Origin of the sequence: Sphingomonas sp. PR090111-T3T-6A, assembly GCF_000383095.1 — a bacterium.
Taxonomy (GTDB): domain Bacteria; phylum Pseudomonadota; class Alphaproteobacteria; order Sphingomonadales; family Sphingomonadaceae; genus Solisphingomonas.
In genome coordinates, this window is the sequence record NZ_AORL01000010.1 from 621,439 (window position 1) to 638,566 (window position 17,128).

Genomic DNA, 17,128 nt, shown 5'->3' on the forward strand with positions numbered 1-17,128 from the left:
GGGCGGAACGCGCACCCCCGATGGAAGTTCTCGGCCGGGGGGCCGTGCCGGTTACAGAATCTCGAAGACGTTGTAGACCGGCCCCGACGGCAGGCGATGCCCGATGCCGGCCGCCGCGATGCCGTTCAGCCAGGCATAGCCCGGCGCCGAAGTCGAGAAGCGGGGCAGGATGCGGAAATAATAAGCGGCGGGGTCCACCACCTCGCCGCGAGCGAGGCTGGCCATCACCTCGGCCGGGCCGTGGCGGAAGCCGGTGTAGCTCATCGCGATCAGCGCCTCGTCGACGGTGCGCAGCACGATCCGCGCGTCGAGCAGCACCGAGCCGTCGCTGCGCAGCGTCTGCCAGTCGCTGCCGCCGGGCAGCACAGTGCCGGACAGGCGCTCGCCCTCGAAGCGGCCGCCGGGGATGTCGCCGATCCGCGTCTCCGCGCCGGCCGGGCCGCCGGGGGTGTAGGGCGGGTCGACCGCCACCTGAAGCGTGAAGAGCGGACGGGTGCGGAGCGTCTGGAGCGCTTCGGGAAGCGGCGGGAGCGTCATGCGGAAGACCTCGGGCTGCGGGAAGGGAGAAGGCCTCCTAGCGCGGGGCGGTCCGCGCTGGCGAGGTCCGTTTATCGCAACGCCGCATCCAGTTCGGCGGCCAGCGTCTCGATCAGGCGGGCGGCGGGCATGGCGCGGACAAGGGGAGCGCCTTGCCCCGCCCATTGCGCGCCATAGCCGTACTCGCCCTTCGCCTTGCCGGCGGCGTGGAGTGCTTTGCCGAGATCATAGGCGATCGGATAGGCGGGCACGTCGCCGGGCGCGATGTCCGCCCCGAAGGCGGTGAAGCGGTTGGCAAGGCTGCGTGCTGGTCGACCGGAGATAGCGTGGGTCATGTTCGTGTGGTGCGCGGCCTCGCTGCCGAGCGCGGCGCGGTAGCCCGTGTCGGCCATGCTCTCGTCGGTGAGCAGGAAAGCGGTGCCCATCTGCGCGGCCGATGCGCCGAGCTTCAGCGCGGCGGCGATGCCCGCGCCGTCCATGATGCCGCCGGCCGCGATCACAGGCAGGTCGATCTCGCGGGAGAGGAGGCGGGTGAGCGCCAGCGTGCCGAGGCGGTCGTCGGGCGCGTCGGGGTCGAAGCTGCCGCGATGGCCGCCGGCTTCCCAGCCCTGCGCGACGATCGCGTCGACGCCCGCCGCCGCGACCTGCCGGGCCTCCGCGAGGCTGGTCGCGGAGGCGAGCAGCGCGATGCCGGCCTCGCGCAATGCCGCGATCGCGTGGGGCCGGGGGAGGCCGAAATGGAAGCTCACCACGCTCGGCCGCTCTTCGAGCAGCATCGCCAGCATGGCGTCGTCCTCGACGAAGCTCCTGTAGATCTCGTGGAGCGCGGTGGGCGGGGCAGCGTCCAGCGCCTCGAAGGCGGGGCGCAGCCGCGCGATCCACGCTGCCTCGACGGCCACATCCGCGACCGCCGGGCGATGGGTGAAGAGATTGACGTTGAGGGGCCCGGCCGAGCGCTCGCGCACCGCCCGGATCATCGCGCGGGCGCCGTCCGCGTCGGTGGCGCCGACGCCGAGCGAGCCGAGCGCGCCGGCCTCGCTCACCGCCGCCGCCATCGCCGGCGAGGAGATGCCCGCCATCGGCGCCTGGATGATCGGCAGGCGGATGCCGAGCCGGTCGAGCAGGGGATGGGATGTGGTCATGGGATATCTCCTCGCGGGCTCAGGGGATCAGCCGGCCCTTTCCGCCATTTGCGCGCGGTATTGCGCGACGGGCATTCCGCCCCATCCCCAATTCTCCATCTCGACTTCCTGGAAGATCACCCAGGTCCAGTCGAGCGGCTTGCCGAGGACGTCGCGAAGAACCTCGCTCATCCCCTTGTAGATCGCGGCCTTCTGCTCGGTCGTGACATGATCGACGCCGGGCTCGGTGCCCTCGCGGGTGAGTTGGACGGTGACGATAGGCATGATGGGTCTCCTGGGGCTCTGGAGGATCAGTGGCCGGCGCTCTGGCCGCCGTCGACGTGCAGGATTTCGCCCGTCACGAAGCAGGCGGTCTCAAGATAGAGCACGGCGCCGACGATGTCCGCCAGCTCGCCCATGCGGCCGACCGGGTGCAGGCCGGCGAGGAACTCGTGCGTCTCGGGCGCGTGCATCGGGGTCTTGATGATGCCCGGCGAGACCGCGTTCACGCGGATGCCGCGCTTGGCATATTCGATCGCGAGGCTCTTGGTGGCCGCATTGAGCCCGCCCTTGGTGAGCGAGGCCAGCACCGACGGCACGTTCGAGTTCGCCTGATCGACGAGGCTGGTCGTGATGTTGACGACATGACCGCGGCCCTGGCTCTCCATCGCCGCGATGGCTGCCTGCGTGATGAAGAAGAAGCCGTTGAGGTTGGTGGCGAGCTTCTGGTGATACTGCTCGGCGGTGTATTTGGTGAACGGGCTGGCGATGAAGATGCCGGCATTGTTCACCAGCGTGTCGACGCGGCCGAACCGCTCCAGCGCTTCCCTGATGACGCGCGGGCCGGTCTCGGGATCGCCGATGTCGCCGGCGATGGTGAGCAGGTCGGGATTGGTCGACGGCTTGATCGAGCGCGAGGTGGCGACCACGCGATAGTTGCGGTCGAGATAGGCCTTCACCAGCGCCTCGCCGATGCCCTGCGAGGCGCCCGTGATGACGGCAACCTTCTGTTCGGTACCCATGATGTCTGTCCTCGATGTTCCAAGATCGGCGCGGAGTGCGCCGCTTGGGATTCACCTAGGCTCGATCATGAGTCGTGCGAATATCCGCTATTCGGGAGATACTCTTCCGCTTTGCGAACGAATGAAGCGGCTCAGCTCGTCTCCTTGACGTGCTTCAGCAGATTGTCGCGCACGCGCACCAGCTCCTTCTGCACCCGCGCGAACTCGTCGGGGGCGAGGCCGGTGGGCTTGACCAGCGAGGTCTGCCCACCCTTCTCGCGGAGCTGGCGGCCGGCCTCGGTCAGCAGGATGCGAACCTGCCGCTCGTCGGCGGGATCGCGGCGGCGGCTGATATAGCCCAGCGATTCCAGCTTCTTCAGCAGCGGGGTCAGCGTGTTGGATTCGAGAAACAGCTTTTCCCCCAGAGCGCCGACGGTGATGTCGTCCTCCTCCCACAGCGCCACGATCGTGATCCACTGGGTGTAGGTGATGCCCAGCTCCTCCAGGATCGGCTTGTATGCGCGGCCGAAGGCGAGATTGGCGGAATAGGTCGCGAAGCACAGGAAATCGCCGAGCTTGCGCGAATTGGCGGGGGAGGTGGGATCGGTGGGGGCCATGGGCATCCTCATAGGCTGGGGTGTCCTATATAGATCGGATGCGATGAAATCGGAAGGGGTTATGCTGCATCCTGCCGATCGTTTCGCCGGCTGGAAGAGTGGGTGCCGGTCGCCAGCTATTCGCGCGGGAGCTGGCCGGGCCTACATAATGGGGCCTTACGGATGATCGACTGCGAAGGAGCCGCCTCATGCCAAGAAGATCAAGATCGATTTCGTCTCCGACATCGCCTGCCCCTGGTGCGTGATCGGGCTCAACGGGCTGGAGCGGGCCCTTGATAATGCGCGGGATGCGGTGGAGGCGGACATCCGCTTCCATCCCTTCGAGCTGAACCCGCACATGCCGGCCGGCGGCCAGAACATGCTCGAGCATGTCGGCCAGAAATACGGCATCTCCGCCGATCAGGCGCGCACCAATCGCGAGAATATCAAGGCGCGGGCGGCTTCCGTCGGCTTCGCGATGAACACGTCGGACGCCAGCCGCATCTACAACACGTTCGACGCGCACCGGCTGCTCGCCTGGGCGGCGGAAGAGGGCGGGCAGATCGAGCTGAAGCGGGCACTGTTCGCCGCCAACTTCACCGATCAGAACGATCCGGGCGACCATGCCGTGCTGGTCGCAGCGGCCGGGAAAGCGGGCCTCGACGGCGAGGCGGCGCGCGCGGTGCTGGAGTCGGATCGCTATGCCGACACCGTTCGCGCCGAGGAGAGCCTCTGGCAGGGACGCGGCATCAACAGCGTGCCGGCGGTCGTCGTCAACAACCGCTATCTCATCTCCGGCGGGCAGCCGCCCGAGGAGTTCGAGCGCCAGCTCCGCCACATCGCACAGGAACTCTGAACCCTATCGGCAATCCACATAGACGGGATTGCCGACCAGCAGCGGCGCGCCCTTGCCGTCGCGGATGTTCACGGCGACCCACCCGCAAGCCTGCTCCCTGCGCAGCGTCACGCGGGTGCGGGCGTCGGCGCTGGCGATGGGGGTGGTTTCGGGGAGGGGCTGGCCCTTGTGGACCACCTCCACCACGCCGCCCGCGACGCCCGCTGCGTGGATATCGAGCGTCAGCGCGCCTTCCTTGAGCGTGAGCGTACCACCCATCGGGGCGTGCGCCGTGCCTGCCTCCGCCTCGACTTCGAGCAGGCGGCCGGGCTTGCCCTCCACATCGATGAACACGTCGCCCGAGCGGATGCCGTCGAGGATCGCCTCCTGCGACAGTTCGCGCGCGTGGACCACCGTCGTCGGCCGGCCGACGGGTGCGCGGCCGTCCGGCGCATCCGGATCGTGGCTGTCGCTGCCGCCTATGCCGGTGAGGTGATGGCCCTCGTTCAGCCGCGCGTACCAGAAGGCGAAGCCGGAAAGCGGCCCTTCCGCATTCTTGGCGTTCACCACCTCGATGGCGGTCAAGCGATCATAGGGCGTGCCGGGCGCCGTCCAGCCGCAGCCCATGCAGAGCTCGCCCGAGGGCAGGTCGGCATGGTTGATCGAGAGGATCGCGCCGGCCTTGGCCGCATCGTCGGCGAGGGCGCCCATCGTCGGCACATGCGGCGTGCCGAGACGGAAGTCGACGAAACGACGAAGGCCGATCGCCTGGATATGGCCGTGGAAGGTCGTGATCTCAGTCGCGGGCATCAGCAACAGCTTGTCGAACCACGGCTGAAGCTCGCGGATGTCGTCCATCTGCGAGGCGGTGTTGTGATCGCTGAGCGCGATGAAATCGAGGCCGGCGGCCGCCGCAGCCTCGACCGTGCGGAAGGTCGGGCAGGGGACTTTGACGCCGGACTGGCTGGCGCAGCTCCCGTCGCTGTGCGCGCCGTGCATGTGGAGGTCGCCGCGATACCAACCTTCCCCCGTGCGGAGCGGCGGCGGAGTGGCGGCATCGGTGGCGGCATGGCCGTCGCCCCGGTCGAACCAGATGCGCGCGGTGTAATGGCTGCTGCTGCCGGGCCGCGCGTTGGGCACGCCCATCAGGAGGCGCCAGCGTCCGGCCACGACGGGGCCGGGGAGATAGGAGGGCGTGGCGTCGCTCGGCGCGATCGTCACCAGCGACTTGGACCCGCCGCTCCAGCCGCGGAACCGCTCGGGATCGAGCAGGCCGAGGTCGATGACGGTGTGGGCGCCCTTGTCATAGTCGAAGCGCAGCGTGAGGCGCGTGACGCCCGCCGGCACCGTGAAGGGCGCCTCCCGATAGGTCTGATGATCCTGCCCGGTGATGTCGCCGGTCAGGACGACATCCGGCGCCGCCACGCCCTGGGGCGTGGCGGCTGCCGGGGTGGCGGCCAAGGCGGTGGCCGCCACCAGGGCGGCGGCCAGGGGGGATGCCGCCGCCATCCTTAGAACTGGTACATGGCGGCGAAGCGGAACGACCGGCCGAGGATCGGGCGACCGATGAAGAACTGGTCGCTCGCCTGCCCGCTCGTCAGCTCGCCCGAGCGCGGATTGCCCTCGGTCAGCCCCAGCGAGTTGTTGAGATTGTCGCCATAGGCATAGAGCGTGATCTTCGGCGTCAGCGCGAAACGGACGCTCGCGTTGATGACCGTGTAGGCCGGCAGCTTCTGCGTGTTGGCGGCGTCGGCATAGCGGCTGCCATAATGCTCGACGTCCATCTGCGCGTGGAAGCGATCGTTGAACAGGTTCACTTCCGGCGTCGCGCGGAGCGAGACCTTGGGTACGCGAAGCAACTGGTGTCCGTCATAATCCCGCGCCACGAGCGCGCCGTTCACGACTTCCGAATATTTCAGGTTGCGGAACTTGGGCTGCTGGAAGGTGCCCTCCAGCGCGAGGTCGAACCAATGGACCGGGCGCAGCACCGTCTCCACCTCGACGCCGTAGGTGCGCGTGTCGGCGTACTGCGTGCTCTGGGTGATGATGCCGGTGACCGGATCGAAGGTGTAGTTGCCGATCGCGTAGCTCGAATAATCGGTGTTGAAGCCCGTCAGGTAGAGATTGATCTTGTCCGACGAGAGCTTGAAGCCGCCTTCCGAAAGTTTGATCTTCTGCACCACGGGCGTCGCGGTGGCGTTGGTGATGAAGTCGCCCACGCCCGGCAGGCGGAAGGCCGAGGTGTAGCGCGCGAACACGCCCATGCGCGGGGTGAACTGATAATCGAGGCCCACCGTCCAGCCGAGATGGTGGAAGTTGCGGTTGAAGTGGCTGAACACGCCGTTGCCGATCAGCGCGGTGTTGTCGGCCAGCGTGGAAGGATCGCCGAGATCGACGGTGGCGGAGCCCTCGGCCGCGCCGGTGGGGTTCACATGCTCGTAGCGCAGGCCGCCGTCGAGGCGGAGCTGGCGGGTGATCTGCCATTCGTCCGACGCGTAGAAGGCGAAGGTGTCACTGGTGCCCGAGCCGTTGGCGAACTCGGACGAATAGCGCGTTACGCCGTTCTGGGTGAGGCTGCCCACCACCTGGCCCGCGCCGTTGAGCGCCACGAGGTCGAGCAGGCGGGAGTTGTCCGAGACATCCTGGAGCGTCGCGGCGGAGTAGCGGCCGAAATGCTCCTTGATGTGCGCGAAATAGCCGCCGATCGCGAAGTTGTGCTTCATCGAGCCCATCTCGAACTCGTGCGTCAGGCGCAGGTCGTCGACGAACTCGTTTTCGCTGATCGTCACCGGGCGGGCGCTGTTCTGGACGATCAGGCCGTTGCCGTTCTGGTTGGCCATGTCGAGCGCCTGGCCGGTGTCGGTGTAGCGGAGCTGCACGCTGGTGGCGCCGGGATAGGCGGCGAGCAGCGCGTTCTGCACCGAACTCACATAGTCCGTCGCCTTGGCGAGCGCCGACGGATAGATGCCGTTGCGCACCGTGTCGCTGGTCCGGTAGCGCGCCTTGTTCGAGAGCGTCCAGCCGTCGAAGATCTCATAATCGGCCATCGCCGAATATTGGTTGAGCTTCACCCGCGTGCCGTCGGTGTTGTCGTAGCTGACGAAGCCGCCATGACCGTCGCGCAGCGTCAGGTGCGCCGTCTCGGGGCTGGCGAGCGTGCCGTAATGGCCGCCGAAGCCGTTGACCGCCACGATGTCGCCATCGGCATCCTTGGTGAGCGGGATGCCCGTGTAGAGGATGGTGTGGTCGTCGAGGCGCTTGTAGCTCAGGCTCACGTGGCCGCGCGCGAAATCCTTGGTGAGGTCGGCGCGAATCTGGCCGCCGCGGTTGCCGGTGAAGCCCGGATCGCGCACACCGTCCTCGGTGCGGTAGAAGCCGCCCACGTCGAACTTCCAGCCGTCGCCGATCGGGCCGCCGAACCAGCCGTCGAAGCGGTTGAGGTTGGCCGTCGGGCCGTACTCGTACTTGGCAAGGCCCGAGAACTCGTCGCCCGGCTTGCGCATGATGAAGTTGACCGAGCCGCCCGGCGCGTTCGACGCGAAGATCGACGACGGGCCGCCGCGCACCACTTCGACGCGATCGATGGACTCGTCGACGCGGAAGGTCTGGTCGGCGTTCAGATAGCCGAGCGCGGGATCATGCTGCACGGGAAGGCCGTCTTCGAGCAGGTTGATCGAGCCGAAGCCGTCCACCGGGATGCCGCGCGCGCGGATGTTGCCGGAAGCCTCGCCGCCCGACGCCTCGACCCAGAAGCCGGGGACCGACTTCAGCGCCTCGGTGACGCTCGACGGCGCGCGGGTGCGCAGGAAGTCGGCGCTCAGCGTGGAGACGGCGTAGCTGGTCTGCGCCTTGGTGCGCCCGCCCGTGCCCGCGCGGCCGGTGACGATGATGCTGTTGTCCGCGGCCGAGCCGGCTTCGCTGTTGTCAGGACTGGCATCGGCGGTGGTGGCTGGGGCCTCGTCCGCAACACGAAGGCTGATCGTCTGGCCGGTGCGCGCCGCGACGCTCAGGCCCGTGCCGGCGAGGAGCTGGGCGAGGCCGGCGTCGACGTCCATCTGGCCCTTCACGGCTTGCGCCATGCGACCCTTGAGGCGCGCGGCGGGCGCCACGATCTGCACACCCGCCTGACGCGCGAAGGTGGGGATGGCGGTGACGGCGGATTGCGCCGGCACATCGAAGTTGCGCACCTGTGCGGAGGCCGCCTGCGCGGCGCACGCGATCGCAACCGCCGAAACGGCAGTCAAACCCTTGTAACGCATGAGTCTTTTTCCCACTCTTTTTGGCGGCGCCGCTGCCGGGCCGTTCATGGGGTAGATGCGGCGGCGGACGATCTCCTCCACCCGCGCCGTGAATTTTTTAATCAATTTTCTATGAGCGGCCGGCCGGGCGCAGGCGGACGGTGTCGCCCTCGTCGTCCACGGTCGCGTCGAGGCTGACCGCGATGGCGCGCGCGAAGCCGCGCGGATCGCTTGCCGCGAACAGGCCGGAGATGGGCTGGCGGGCCAGCGCCGCGCCGTCGATCTCGATCTTCGGCCCGCCATAGCGGCCGAAGCGATGGGCGGCCTCAGCCAGCGTATCGCCCTCGAACGCCAGCATCCCGTCGCGCCACGACAGCGCGCGGCTGAGATCGTCCGGCGAGAGCGGCCGCGCGATATTGGCCGGCGCGATGGGCGCGATGTCCGGCATCTCGGCCTGCATGTTGGCGGTGAGCTGCACCTCGTCCGCGCCGGGTGCGGCGAGGCGGCCGACCGCGACCTTGCCCTCGCTCACCACCACCGACACGGGCGACCCCTCGATATTGCGGACCGAGAAGGCGGTGCCGACCGCGCGCACGCTGACGTCGCGCGCCTCCACCACGAAGGGGCGGGAGGGATCATGCGCCACCTCGAAATAGGCGACGCCCGAGACGAGATGGATCGCGCGCCTTTGCTCGCTGAACGCGGCCTCGACGACGCTATGCGTGTCGAGCGTCACCACCGAACCGTCGCCGAGCGGCACGCGGCGGATTTCGCCCATCGCCGTCACCAGACGCTTCGGCCGGTGCAGATAAGCAGGCACCGAGACGGCCGCGACGATCGACGCCGCCAGCGCCCCGCCGCCGATCATCACGGTGCGGCGGTCGATCCGTTGCCAGATCGGCTCGGGCGGCGGAGCCTCGATGGCGATAGCGCCGAGCGACCGGGCACGGTCGGCATGGGCCCAGATCGCCTTGGCGCGGGCGAGCGAGCCCATGCGGCGGCTGTCGCCGGCGAGCCACTCTTGCAGTTCGGTCTGTTCGCTTTCCGTCAGGCCGCGATCGAGCCGCGCGGTCCAGACGGCGGCCGCCTCGTCAATGCTCTGCGCGGTTTCGCGCCCGGTCTTCGGCAAACGCTCGTCCTTCATCACTCGATATGGATGCATCGGACGATGCTTTTCCGCCACGGCCGAACTGCTGCATCAGCAATTTTATGCCGCGCACAATATGTTTTTCCACCGTGCTTTCCGAAAGCCCGAGCGCGGCGGCGACATCGCGCTGCGAAAGGCCCTCGACGCGGCGGAGCTGGAAGGCCCGCCGCGTCTGGCGCGGCATGGCGGCGATGGCGTGGGCGACGCGGGCCAGTTCGTCGCGTCCGATGGCCTGCTGCTCGGGGCTCGGCATGTCGGCGGGCTGGTCCAGCGTCTCCAGGTCGGTGACCGAGCCGATCGCCACCACGCGCGAGCGGCGCAGATCCTGCAACAGGATCGATTTGGCCACCTGGAAGGCATAGTTGCGCGGGTTGCGGATCGAGGCCACGTCCGCGCGCTGGACGAGGACGGCGTAGGTTTCCTGCACGAGATCGTCGATCTGATCCCCGCTCAGGAAGGCGAATCGGGCCAGCCAATCCCGGAGCGCACGCTCATGGGGCAAGATGCAGTCAGCGAGCCACTGAGCGCGATCGTCGAAGGGGAGGGCCATGGCCCCTCTCATCACGCCGGATTGTTACAGGCTGAAGAAGCGCCGCGAACATTGCGGCACGAGGCGCCGTGGCCGGGGGTGGCCACGGCGGTTGCCATCTCAGTGCGCGTCCGGGGCCGCTGGCGCCGGCGCGGGCGCGTTGGGATCGGGCTTCACGAACTTGAGCGTCATGCGGTCGCTCTCGCCGATGGCCGCATATTTGGCCTTGTCCTGATCGCCCAGCTCATAGGTGGGCGGCAGCGTCCACACGCCCTTGGGGTGATCGTGATCGTCCTTGGGATTGGCGTTGATGTCGCTCGCTCCGGCGAACTGGAAGCCCGCCGCCATCGCCAGCCGGATCACGGTGGAGCGCTTCACATAGCCGGTGGTCTTCTCGCGCGCGCTGTCCATCGTCTCGGGAAGGCGATGCTCTTCGATGCCGAGCACGCCGCCGGGCTTGAGCACGCGGAACCAGTCCGCGAAGGCCTGCGGGGCGTTGCCGTCACCGGCCTGCTCGGGCGAGCCGAGGAGGTTGTGGATGTTGCGGAAGGTCACGACCATGTCGGCGGTGCCGTCCGGCACGAGCTGGTTGGGCTGGCCCTCGGTAAAGGGCGTCACCTGCGTCTTGCCGTAGCGGGCGGCGTCGGAGGCGAGCAGTTCCTGATATTTGTCGGTCGACTTGCCCGGCGGCACCGCCGCGACGAAATGGCCGTTCGCCGCGAGGTAGGGCGCGAGAATCTCGCTGTACCAGCCGCCGCCCGGCAGCATCTCCACCACCGTCATGTCGGGCTTCAAACCGAAGAAGCTCAGCGTCTGGGCGGGGTGGCGATATTTGTCGCGGGCGCGGTTTTCCGCCTTGCGGCCGGTGTCGGCGACGGCCTTGGCGATGTCGGGATCGACCGTGGCGTGCTGGGTGGCCGCAACCGGCGCGGCATGGCGCACCGGCGCCTTGGCGGCCAGCAGGGGTGAGGTCGCGAGCGCGATGGCGGGGAATAGGATCAGGACGGAACGCATGGTGGCTCGTCTCCGGAAACGGGATGCGCCGATGCTGGCGCGCCCATGATCCGAAGACAAGCCGTCTCGCGTTACAGGCAGGCTTCGAGGAAGGGCTGGTCGAAGCCGTACTGCTTGGCCTTGTCCAGCGTGTAGGGGCGCAGGCCCATCGAGCGATATTCGCCGACGATCTTCCCGTCCGCGCTCTCGTCGAGATATTCGAACTTGAACAGTTCCTGCGTGACGATCACCGGGCCTTCCATGCCGATCACCTCGGTGATGTTGGTCACGCGGCGCGAGCCGTCGCGCAGGCGCTTCACCTGGATGATGAGATCCACCGAATCCGCGATCTGGCGGCTGATGGCTTCCTTGGGCACCTTGATGTCCGACATCATCACCATGTTCTCCATGCGGGCCAGCGCCTCGCGCGGAGAGTTGGAGTGGAGCGTGCACATCGAGCCGTCGTGGCCGGTGTTCATGGCGCTGAGCATGTCGAAACATTCAGCGCCGCGAATCTCGCCGAGGATGATGCGATCAGGCCGCATACGCAGCGCGTTCTTGACGAGATCGCGGATCGAGACCTCGCCCTGGCCTTCGAGGTTCGGCGGGCGGGTTTCGAGCGGCAGCCAGTGCGGCTGCTGGAGGCGGAGTTCGGCCGCGTCCTCGATCGTCAGCACGCGCTCGCCGGGGTCGATCATCTTGGAGAGCGCGTTCAGCATCGTCGTCTTGCCCGAGCCCGTGCCGCCCGAGATGACGATGTTGAAGCGGCTCGCGCCCGCGATCTTGAGCGCCGTCGCCATCTTGGCCGACATCGAGCCGAAGCCCGCCATCATGTCGAGCGTGATCGGCTTGGCGGAAAACTTACGAATCGAGATGGCCGTGCCGCGCAGCGACAGCGGGGGCACGATCACGTTCACACGAGAGCCGTCGGGCAGGCGCGCGTCGGCGAGCGGCGTGGTCTGGTCGACGCGGCGGCCGACCTTGTTCACGATGCGCTGGGCGATCTGGAACAGGTGTTGCTCGTCGCGGAACTGGATCGGCGCGATCTGGAGCTTGCCCTTCTTTTCGATGAAGGTCTGCTCCGGGCCGTTGACCATGATGTCGCTGACGTCCGGGTCGGCCAGCAGCTCCTCGAGCGGGCCATAGCCGAGCAGCTCGTCGACCAGCACCTTCTCCAGCGCGAACTGCTCGCGGCGGTTGAGGTTGATCTTCAGCTCGGCGAGCACCTCGGAGATGATCGGGCGGAATTCCTCGGCCAGCTCGTCCTTGGTGAGCGTGGCGGCGGCTTCCGGGTCGACGCGCTCCAGCAGGCGGGGGAGCACCTGCTCCTTGATCTTATGGACCGAGGCGTCGAAGCCCTCGGCCTTGTGCGATGCGGCCTCGCCGGAGCCCGCCTGACGGCTCGCGAGCCGCGCCATGGCATCGCCGGTGGGGGCGGGCTCGGGAGCGGGCGGAGGCGGCGCCGCTTCGGCCGGGAATGCGGAGGCAGCGGCGTCGGGGCTCTGCATCGGGCGGGCCACGCCGAAGGCAGGCCGCTGGCCGGGGCCGCCGATACCATTTCGCTTGCCGAACGCGTTCATCTGATGGCTGCTCTTTTGATGTCGCCGGATGTCGACCGGCTTAGGCGGCAAGGCTTGAAAATTACTTAACCACTTGATCCGCCGGCGGGGCGAGGCCGACGAAGCGGGGGTCCGTGCGGAACGGCTCCGCAAGGAAGCGCGCCAACCGCAGGAAGCGTTGCCCGCGCGGCGTAAGGCGGATCTTCCCGTCCTCGGCCGAGATGGTGCCGGAGATCGTCTGCTCGGCCACGCGCCGGTCGATCTGCCGCATGTCGTGGACATAGTGCTGGACGAAGGCGGCTTCGAGCTGCCGCGTGGTGAGCGGGGAGGCCTGATGCGCATCGATCTCCGCCAGCAGGAAGACGCTGATCGACCGGTCGATCGTCACCGGCAGCACGATCAGGAACATGAGGTTGGCGCTGAGCGAGAGCGCAGCCGCCGCAATGATCGCGATGGGCTCGATCGGCCGCCATCGGCCGGCTACCGCCAGGAAGACGCCGAGCAACACCGCGCTCAATCCGCACAACAGCAGCCCACGATAGAAGAGGATGTGCACATTCTCGAACAATGGCGTCCAAGTGAGCCCCAGATAGAGCGCGAAGCCGAGGATGGGCGCGGCGACCAGCAACACAAGGGTGCGAAGGAGCGGGCTCATGGCGTGGGCGCTTTCGTGGGCAGCAGACAGGCGTGCGCGTTCCGATAGACGCAGTTGCCGAGGAAGGGCGGCGTGCCCTGCCGTTTCCAGCTTGGGTCGCTGTCCGCCATCAGGAGGAAGTCGACCCCCTGCGTCCTCGCCCGGGCCTGCATGTCCGTCAGCGGCATGGGGATGTCGAAGATCGGCTGCAAGGCTCGGAGCCGGTCGGCGACCTGTTGCCGCGATGCGCCGAAGAGGATGGCGTCCTTGTCGGCGATGCCGGGCCGGTTCCGGCCATATAGGCCGAAATTGAAGACGCGCGGATGCAGCCCGGCATTGTGCTGGATCACCAGATTGCCGTCGAGGTGGCGACCGGCCCATTCATAGGCTTCGCGCTCGCTAAAATCCGTGGTGGGCTCGGTTCCGGGTATGGGGCCGTGCGTCCGGAAATGAGGCGGCCGGATGAAGCGGAAACCGGCCATGTCCCACAGATTCCCGGCGATGCCGAGGAGCAGGAGGATGCGGAATCCGCCCCGTCGCATGAAGAAGCCGGGCAGGGTGTGGAGGAGGCTCGCCGTCCAGACGATCGCCGGGAACTGGGCGAACCAGATCGATCGCCATCCGAGATCGTTGTTGATGATCGTCGAGCGGAAGAAGCTGGCGACGATCAGCGAGACGATCGCTGCGATCAGGAGAAGCGAGCGCATGGCATTCGCCTGCCGGGTCTCCCCCGGATGCGCGCGCAGGAAGAGGAGGCTCCCGATCGTGAAGGCGCCGAACTGGATGGCATAGCCGACGGGCAGCAGCAGAAGCAGGATCAGCGCCAGCGTCACATCGGGGTGGGCGGGCGTGAGCCACCAGAAGGCGAAGCTCCGCACGGTCGGCGCGATGGGGAAGCTCTGGTCGCTCCGCCCCTGGAGGATGTCGATGATCTGCGGCAGGCAGACGAGAGCGGCCACGACACCTGCGAGGATCAGCGCCGTCGCCGTCGCGCGATCCCCGCGCCAGAGGCGGGCAAGACACCAGATCGCGAGGATCGGCGCAGCGGTCAGCGCCATCCAGAGCGACATGCCGAAGGCCGAGCCGAAGCACAGTCCCGTCGCGACGACCGGCAGGATGTCCGTGCGCCGCCATCCCGGCTCCCGGCGGCAGAGCAGCGCCGCGCCCGTCCAGCAGGCGATCAGCGCGGCCATATGATGCGGCACCCAGAGCATCGATGTCAGCGCGAAGCGGACCTCTTCGCTCCAGAGTTCGACCTGCGGCAACGTATAGCCATTGAGCGCATGTTCGATCAGGATGAACGGCAGGTCCGCACCCGCGATGAAGCACAGGAAGATGGCTGCCAGCAGGAAGCGCCGTTCGCGTCCCTCGCCGATCAGCCCCGCCTCCGCGCCGACGCGCCAGAGGATGGCGGGGAGCGCGAAGCCCGCCCAGAACAGCGTGGACGCGAAGGCCATCCGGGCGCTGATGAGGTTGCCGGCCACCCAGCGGATTTCGGCGGGGAGGCAGTAGAAATAGTAATAATAACCCGCCGGCTGGGCGCGGGCAAAGAAGCTGTCGCGCAGCGGCAGGCCATAGTCGGCGATGGACTCCACCACCGCTGCATGCTTCACGAGATCGACGACGACGAGGCTCTGATAGAGCCGGCCGTTCCAGTCGACATCGACATAGGCGATCGCCACGACCAGCCACCACAGGCCGGCGAACAGGAGCATCGGGCGCGGGATGCGATCGAGCCGCCGGACGATTCCGGTCAGCGGGCGGAGCGCGACGAGCGCCAGCGCGATGCGGAAAGCGAAAGCCGCCGGGACGTCGAGGAAGCGAATGGCCAGCGCATCGATCGCCGGCAGCACGGAAAAGGCGAGCAGCAGCGCCCAGCCGACCCGCTCCCAGCCTTGCCCGGCCCGCAGGCCGCCGAAGCGTTCCAGAAGGGCGAGCAGCGCGAAACCCGGCAGCACCCCGAGCAACGGCGTCGCCAGGGTGCCCAGAAGAAGACCGCCCATGTCTTGGAAGAAAAAGGTCATCGACGCCCCGGTGAACAGGGCTTCGGCTTATGCGGTTTTGCTTAATGGCCCGTTACGCATAAAGGCGCCGCGATGAAGCGACGCCTTCGGGCCTGCCGTTTGATCCGGCAACGTCAGTCGATGATCGGGATCACTCGACGATCGATGCATGCTCCGCCAGCACGGTGAGCCCCTTGGCGGTGACTTCCGCGAAGCCACCCTGCACGCGGACGCGCTGGGTCACGGTGGTCGCCGAGGAATAGACGAGGATCTCGCCGTCGCGCACCGTCGTCATGAAGGGCGCGTGGCCGGCCAGCACGCCGAAGTCGCCCTCGGAGCCGGGAACCACGACCATGTACGCGCTCTCCGACAGAAGGCGCTTTTCCGGGGTGACGAGTTCGAAGTTCAGATCGGCCATGGTCTTGTCCTGAACCCTCCCCCGCACGGGATGCGGGGGAGGGGAAGTTCCGGGTCGTTACGGCTTAGGCGGCTTCCGCCAGCTTCTGGGCCTTCTCGACCGCCTCGTCGATGCCGCCGACCATGTAGAAGGCTGCTTCCGGCAGGTGGTCATATTCGCCGTTCACCACAGCCTTGAACGAGCGGACCGTATCCTCGATCTGCACGAACTTGCCCGAGATGCCGGTGAACACTTCGGCGACGTGGAAGGGCTGCGACAGGAAGCGCTGGATCTTGCGGGCGCGGCTGACGGTGAGCTTATCCTCTTCGGAAAGCTCGTCCATGCCGAGGATCGCGATGATGTCCTGCAGCGACTTGTACTTCTGGAGCGTCTCCTGAACGGCGCGGGCCGTCTCGTAATGCTCCTGGCCGACGACGGCCGGGGTCAGCACGCGCGAGGTCGAGTCGAGCGGATCGACCGCCGGGTAGATGCCCAGCTCCGAGATAGCGCGGTTGAGCACGGTCGTCGCGTCGAGGTGGGCGAAGGACGTGGCCGGCGCCGGATCGGTAAGATCGTCGGCGGGCACGTAGATCGCCTGCACCGAGGTGATCGAGCCCTTGTTGGTCGACGTGATGCGCTCCTGCAGGGCGCCCATGTCGGTCGACAGCGTCGGCTGATAGCCCACGGCCGACGGAATACGGCCGAGCAGAGCCGACACCTCGGCGCCCGCCTGCGTGAAGCGGAAGATGTTGTCGACGAAGAAGAGCACGTCCTGCCCTTCCTGATCGCGGAAATATTCAGCGATCGCGAGGCCCGAGAGAGCGACGCGGGCGCGGGCCCCCGGCGGCTCGTTCATCTGGCCGTAGACAAGGGCGACCTTGGAGCCTTCCGAGATGGCGTTGCCATCGGCGTCCTTGGCGATGACGCCCGCGTCGAGGAACTCGTGATAAAGGTCGTTGCCTTCACGGGTGCGCTCGCCGACGCCGGCGAACACCGAGGTGCCGCCATGGCCCTTGGCGATGTTGTTGATCAGCTCCTGGATGAGCACGGTCTTGCCGACGCCCGCGCCGCCGAACAGGCCGATCTTGCCGCCCTTCGCATACGGAGCGAGAAGGTCGATGACCTTGATGCCGGTGACGAGGATGCTCGTCTCGGTCGCCTGATCGACGAACTCGGGGGCCTTGGCGTGGATCGGGCCGGTGACGTCGGCGCCGATCGGGCCGCGCTCGTCGATCGGCTCGCCGACGACGTTCATGATGCGGCCGAGCGTCTTCGGGCCGACGGGCACGCGGATCTGCGCGCCGGTGTCACGCACTTCCTGGCCGCGGGTGAGGCCTTCGGTGGCGTCCATCGCGATGGTGCGGACGGTGTTCTCGCCGAGGTGCTGCGCGACTTCGAGAACGAGGCGGTGGCCCTGGTTCTCGGTCTCGAGCGCCGAGAGGATCGCCGGCAGCGGGCCTTCGAAGGTGACGTCGACGACGGCGCCGATCACCTGGCTGATGCGGCCGACATTGTTGGTGGTGGTGGCGGTGGCCATG

16 protein-coding genes are annotated in these 17,128 nt (G+C 67.6%); 1 reads left to right on the forward strand and 15 read right to left on the reverse strand.

All coding sequences use genetic code 11. The features are described from left to right. Positions 1-51 precede the first annotated feature (51 nt). From ST3T6A_RS0105850 to ST3T6A_RS0105870, 5 genes are all read right to left on the reverse strand, one after another. Entirely contained in the window at positions 52-537 is a 486-nt protein-coding gene (locus ST3T6A_RS0105850; protein WP_019831969.1) for a DUF3237 domain-containing protein, read from the reverse strand. A 71-nt stretch (positions 538-608) separates the two neighbouring features. Next, positions 609-1,679 (reverse strand): NAD(P)H-dependent flavin oxidoreductase, encoded by a 1,071-nt coding sequence (locus ST3T6A_RS0105855; RefSeq protein ID WP_019831970.1) that lies wholly within the window; start codon positions 1,677-1,679, stop codon positions 609-611. 27 nt (positions 1,680-1,706) lie between these two features. Next, entirely contained in the window at positions 1,707-1,943 is a 237-nt protein-coding gene (locus ST3T6A_RS0105860) for a tautomerase family protein (RefSeq protein ID WP_019831971.1), read from the reverse strand. 26 nt (positions 1,944-1,969) lie between these two features. Beyond that, positions 1,970-2,680: an SDR family NAD(P)-dependent oxidoreductase gene (locus ST3T6A_RS0105865; RefSeq protein ID WP_019831972.1), complete on the reverse strand. Its 711-nt coding sequence runs from the start codon at positions 2,678-2,680 to the stop codon at positions 1,970-1,972. A 131-nt stretch (positions 2,681-2,811) separates the two neighbouring features. Then, the gene (locus ST3T6A_RS0105870; protein ID WP_235785730.1) at positions 2,812-3,288 is read right to left on the reverse strand and encodes a MarR family winged helix-turn-helix transcriptional regulator; all 477 of its coding nucleotides are present in this window, start codon (positions 3,286-3,288) and stop codon (positions 2,812-2,814) included. 187 nt (positions 3,289-3,475) lie between these two features. On the opposite strand from ST3T6A_RS0105870, the gene ST3T6A_RS0105875 reads away from it, so the two are divergent. Beyond that, a complete protein-coding gene (locus ST3T6A_RS0105875; RefSeq protein WP_026359464.1) occupies positions 3,476-4,111 on the forward strand; it encodes a DsbA family oxidoreductase in 636 nt (211 codons plus the stop codon). A gap of 3 nt (positions 4,112-4,114) precedes the next feature. Here ST3T6A_RS0105875 and ST3T6A_RS0105880 read toward each other — a convergent pair whose 3' ends face one another. From ST3T6A_RS0105880 to atpD, 10 genes are all read right to left on the reverse strand, one after another. Further along, positions 4,115-5,599 carry a CehA/McbA family metallohydrolase gene (locus tag ST3T6A_RS0105880; protein ID WP_037537651.1) on the reverse strand — a complete coding sequence of 495 codons (1,485 nt, stop codon included), beginning with the start codon at positions 5,597-5,599 and terminating at the stop codon, positions 4,115-4,117. A gap of 2 nt (positions 5,600-5,601) precedes the next feature. Then, complete coding sequence (locus tag ST3T6A_RS0105885) at positions 5,602-8,349, reverse strand: TonB-dependent receptor domain-containing protein (RefSeq protein WP_019831976.1); 2,748 nt, start codon at positions 8,347-8,349, stop codon at positions 5,602-5,604. Positions 8,350-8,458: 109 nt separating this feature from the next. Beyond that, positions 8,459-9,472, reverse strand: coding sequence for a FecR family protein (locus ST3T6A_RS0105890; protein ID WP_037537654.1), 1,014 nt, complete (start codon positions 9,470-9,472; stop codon positions 8,459-8,461). Then, positions 9,420-10,037 carry an RNA polymerase sigma factor gene (locus tag ST3T6A_RS0105895; protein ID WP_026359465.1) on the reverse strand — a complete coding sequence of 206 codons (618 nt, stop codon included), beginning with the start codon at positions 10,035-10,037 and terminating at the stop codon, positions 9,420-9,422. The genes ST3T6A_RS0105890 and ST3T6A_RS0105895 overlap by 53 nt, the downstream gene beginning before the upstream one ends. Before the next feature lie 87 nt (positions 10,038-10,124). Beyond that, positions 10,125-11,018 carry a class I SAM-dependent methyltransferase gene (locus tag ST3T6A_RS0105900; protein ID WP_019831979.1) on the reverse strand — a complete coding sequence of 298 codons (894 nt, stop codon included), beginning with the start codon at positions 11,016-11,018 and terminating at the stop codon, positions 10,125-10,127. Positions 11,019-11,089: 71 nt separating this feature from the next. Continuing rightward, the gene (locus tag ST3T6A_RS0105905; protein WP_019831980.1) at positions 11,090-12,577 is read right to left on the reverse strand and encodes a CpaF family protein; all 1,488 of its coding nucleotides are present in this window, start codon (positions 12,575-12,577) and stop codon (positions 11,090-11,092) included. A gap of 61 nt (positions 12,578-12,638) precedes the next feature. Further along, a complete protein-coding gene (locus tag ST3T6A_RS0105910) occupies positions 12,639-13,211 on the reverse strand; it encodes a hypothetical protein (RefSeq protein ID WP_019831981.1) in 573 nt (190 codons plus the stop codon). After that, positions 13,208-15,193, reverse strand: a complete 1,986-nt coding sequence (locus tag ST3T6A_RS0105915; protein ID WP_157602455.1) for a hypothetical protein — start codon at positions 15,191-15,193, stop codon at positions 13,208-13,210. The genes ST3T6A_RS0105910 and ST3T6A_RS0105915 overlap by 4 nt, the downstream gene beginning before the upstream one ends. Positions 15,194-15,344: 151 nt before the next feature. After that, positions 15,345-15,611: an ATP synthase F1 subunit epsilon gene (locus ST3T6A_RS0105920; protein WP_019831983.1), complete on the reverse strand. Its 267-nt coding sequence runs from the start codon at positions 15,609-15,611 to the stop codon at positions 15,345-15,347. A gap of 64 nt (positions 15,612-15,675) precedes the next feature. Beyond that, positions 15,676-17,127 (reverse strand): F0F1 ATP synthase subunit beta, encoded by a 1,452-nt coding sequence (atpD, locus tag ST3T6A_RS0105925; protein WP_019831984.1) that lies wholly within the window; start codon positions 17,125-17,127, stop codon positions 15,676-15,678. Position 17,128 lies beyond the last annotated feature (1 nt).

What these genes read in the sequence shown, in the direction of transcription:
- ST3T6A_RS0105850 (WP_019831969.1), bottom strand. Translation starts at nt 537, where the DNA reads ATGACGCTCCCGCCGCTTCCCGAAGCGCTCCAGACGCTCCGCACCCGT.
- ST3T6A_RS0105855 (WP_019831970.1), bottom strand. Translation starts at nt 1,679, where the DNA reads ATGACCACATCCCATCCCCTGCTCGACCGGCTCGGCATCCGCCTGCCG.
- ST3T6A_RS0105860 (WP_019831971.1), bottom strand. Translation starts at nt 1,943, where the DNA reads ATGCCTATCGTCACCGTCCAACTCACCCGCGAGGGCACCGAGCCCGGC.
- ST3T6A_RS0105865 (WP_019831972.1), bottom strand. Translation starts at nt 2,680, where the DNA reads ATGGGTACCGAACAGAAGGTTGCCGTCATCACGGGCGCCTCGCAGGGC.
- ST3T6A_RS0105870 (WP_235785730.1), bottom strand. Translation starts at nt 3,288, where the DNA reads ATGAGGATGCCCATGGCCCCCACCGATCCCACCTCCCCCGCCAATTCG.
- ST3T6A_RS0105880 (WP_037537651.1), bottom strand. Translation starts at nt 5,599, where the DNA reads ATGGCGGCGGCATCCCCCCTGGCCGCCGCCCTGGTGGCGGCCACCGCC.
- ST3T6A_RS0105885 (WP_019831976.1), bottom strand. Translation starts at nt 8,349, where the DNA reads ATGCGTTACAAGGGTTTGACTGCCGTTTCGGCGGTTGCGATCGCGTGC.
- ST3T6A_RS0105890 (WP_037537654.1), bottom strand. Translation starts at nt 9,472, where the DNA reads ATGAAGGACGAGCGTTTGCCGAAGACCGGGCGCGAAACCGCGCAGAGC.
- ST3T6A_RS0105895 (WP_026359465.1), bottom strand. Translation starts at nt 10,037, where the DNA reads ATGAGAGGGGCCATGGCCCTCCCCTTCGACGATCGCGCTCAGTGGCTC.
- ST3T6A_RS0105900 (WP_019831979.1), bottom strand. Translation starts at nt 11,018, where the DNA reads ATGCGTTCCGTCCTGATCCTATTCCCCGCCATCGCGCTCGCGACCTCA.
- ST3T6A_RS0105905 (WP_019831980.1), bottom strand. Translation starts at nt 12,577, where the DNA reads ATGAACGCGTTCGGCAAGCGAAATGGTATCGGCGGCCCCGGCCAGCGG.
- ST3T6A_RS0105910 (WP_019831981.1), bottom strand. Translation starts at nt 13,211, where the DNA reads ATGAGCCCGCTCCTTCGCACCCTTGTGTTGCTGGTCGCCGCGCCCATC.
- ST3T6A_RS0105915 (WP_157602455.1), bottom strand. Translation starts at nt 15,193, where the DNA reads ATGGGCGGTCTTCTTCTGGGCACCCTGGCGACGCCGTTGCTCGGGGTG.
- ST3T6A_RS0105920 (WP_019831983.1), bottom strand. Translation starts at nt 15,611, where the DNA reads ATGGCCGATCTGAACTTCGAACTCGTCACCCCGGAAAAGCGCCTTCTG.
- atpD (WP_019831984.1), bottom strand. Translation starts at nt 17,127, where the DNA reads ATGGCCACCGCCACCACCACCAACAATGTCGGCCGCATCAGCCAGGTG.